This is a genomic window from Defluviimonas aquaemixtae (assembly GCF_900302475.1).
Lineage (GTDB): Bacteria > Pseudomonadota > Alphaproteobacteria > Rhodobacterales > Rhodobacteraceae > Albidovulum > Albidovulum aquaemixtae.
Genome location: NZ_OMOQ01000015.1, coordinates 1 through 1,332 on the forward strand (window position 1 = coordinate 1; position 1,332 = coordinate 1,332).

Sequence of the window (1,332 nt, forward strand, 5' to 3'; positions counted from 1 at the left end):
TCAGACAATCGTCGCCTCGGTTGCGGCACGGAGTTCGTCTTCGCTGACGCCCTCGGCGGTCTCGACGATCTTCAGGCCGCCCTCGACCACGTCGAGGACGCCGAGATTGGTGATGATCCGGTCGACGACGCCCTTGCCGGTCAAGGGCAGGGTGCAGGCCTTCAGGACCTTCGACTCGCCGTGCTTGTTGGTATGGTCCATCACCACGATCACCCGGCCGACGCCGGCGACGAGGTCCATCGCGCCGCCCATGCCCTTGACGAGCTTGCCCGGGATCATCCAGTTCGCGAGATCGCCGTTCTCGGCCACCTCCATCGCGCCGAGGATCGCCGCCGCGATCTTGCCGCCGCGGATCATGCCGAACGAGGTCGCGCTGTCGAAATACGAGGTCCGCGCAAGCTCGGTGATCGTCTGCTTGCCGGCGTTGATGAGGTCGGGGTCCTCCTCGCCCTCGAAAGGAAAGGGGCCCATGCCGAGCATGCCGTTTTCCGATTGCAGCGTGATGTCCTTGCCGCCCACGTAGTTCGCGACGAGTGTCGGGATGCCGATGCCGAGGTTGACATACATGCCGTCTTCGAGTTCCTCGGCCGCCCGTGCGGCCATTTGGTTGCGGTCCCACGGCATGGCTCAGGCCTCCTCGCGCTTGCGCACGGTGCGCTGTTCGATCCGCTTCTCATGGGCGCCCTGGATCAGGCGGTGCACGAAGATGCCGGGCAGGTGGATGCAGTCGGGGTCGAGGCTGCCCCTCGGCACGATTTCCTCGACCTCGGCCACACAGACCTTGCCGCAGGTCGCGGCGGGAGGGTTGAAGTTGCGCGCGGTCTTCCTGAAGACGAGGTTGCCGGTGTCGTCGGCCTTCCAGGCCTTGACGATCGAGAGGTCCGCGACGATGCCGCGCTCGAGGATGTAGGTCTCGCCGTCGAACTCCTTGTGCTCCTTGCCCTCGGCAATCACGGTCCCGACGCCGGTCTTGGTGTAGAAGCCGGGGATGCCCGCGCCGCCCGCGCGCATGCGTTCGGCGAGCGTGCCTTGCGGGTTGAATTCCAGCTCCAACTCGCCCGAGAGATATTGCCGCATGAACTCGGCGTTCTCGCCGACATAGGAGGAGATCATTTTCTTGATCTGCTTGGTCCCGAGCAGGACCCCGAGCCCGAAATCATCCACCCCGCAATTGTTGGAGGCGATGGTGATGTCCTTCGTTCCGGCCTCCTGGATCGCGTCGATCAGAAGCTCCGGAATGCCGCAAAGGCCGAAGCCGCCCGCCGCGATGAACATGCCGTCGTGAAGCAGCCCGTCCAGGGCCTCCTTCGCGCTGCCGTAGACCTTCTTCAT

Annotated in this window: 2 protein-coding genes; both read right to left on the reverse strand. The window is 64.8% G+C overall.

What is annotated here, in order from left to right; genetic code table 11:
• Entirely contained in the window at positions 1–624 is a 624-nt protein-coding gene (locus tag DEA8626_RS20760) for a 3-oxoacid CoA-transferase subunit B (RefSeq protein ID WP_108855147.1), read from the reverse strand.
• A 3-nt stretch (positions 625–627) separates the two neighbouring features.
• Positions 628–1,332: CoA transferase subunit A (locus DEA8626_RS20765; protein WP_108855148.1), on the reverse strand; the 705-nt coding region annotated here is incomplete at its 5' end.

Bases quoted from the DNA above. Each gene is read 5' to 3' on its own strand.
- DEA8626_RS20760 (WP_108855147.1), bottom strand. From the start codon at position 624: ATGCCGTGGGACCGCAACCAAATGGCCGCACGGGCGGCCGAGGAACTC.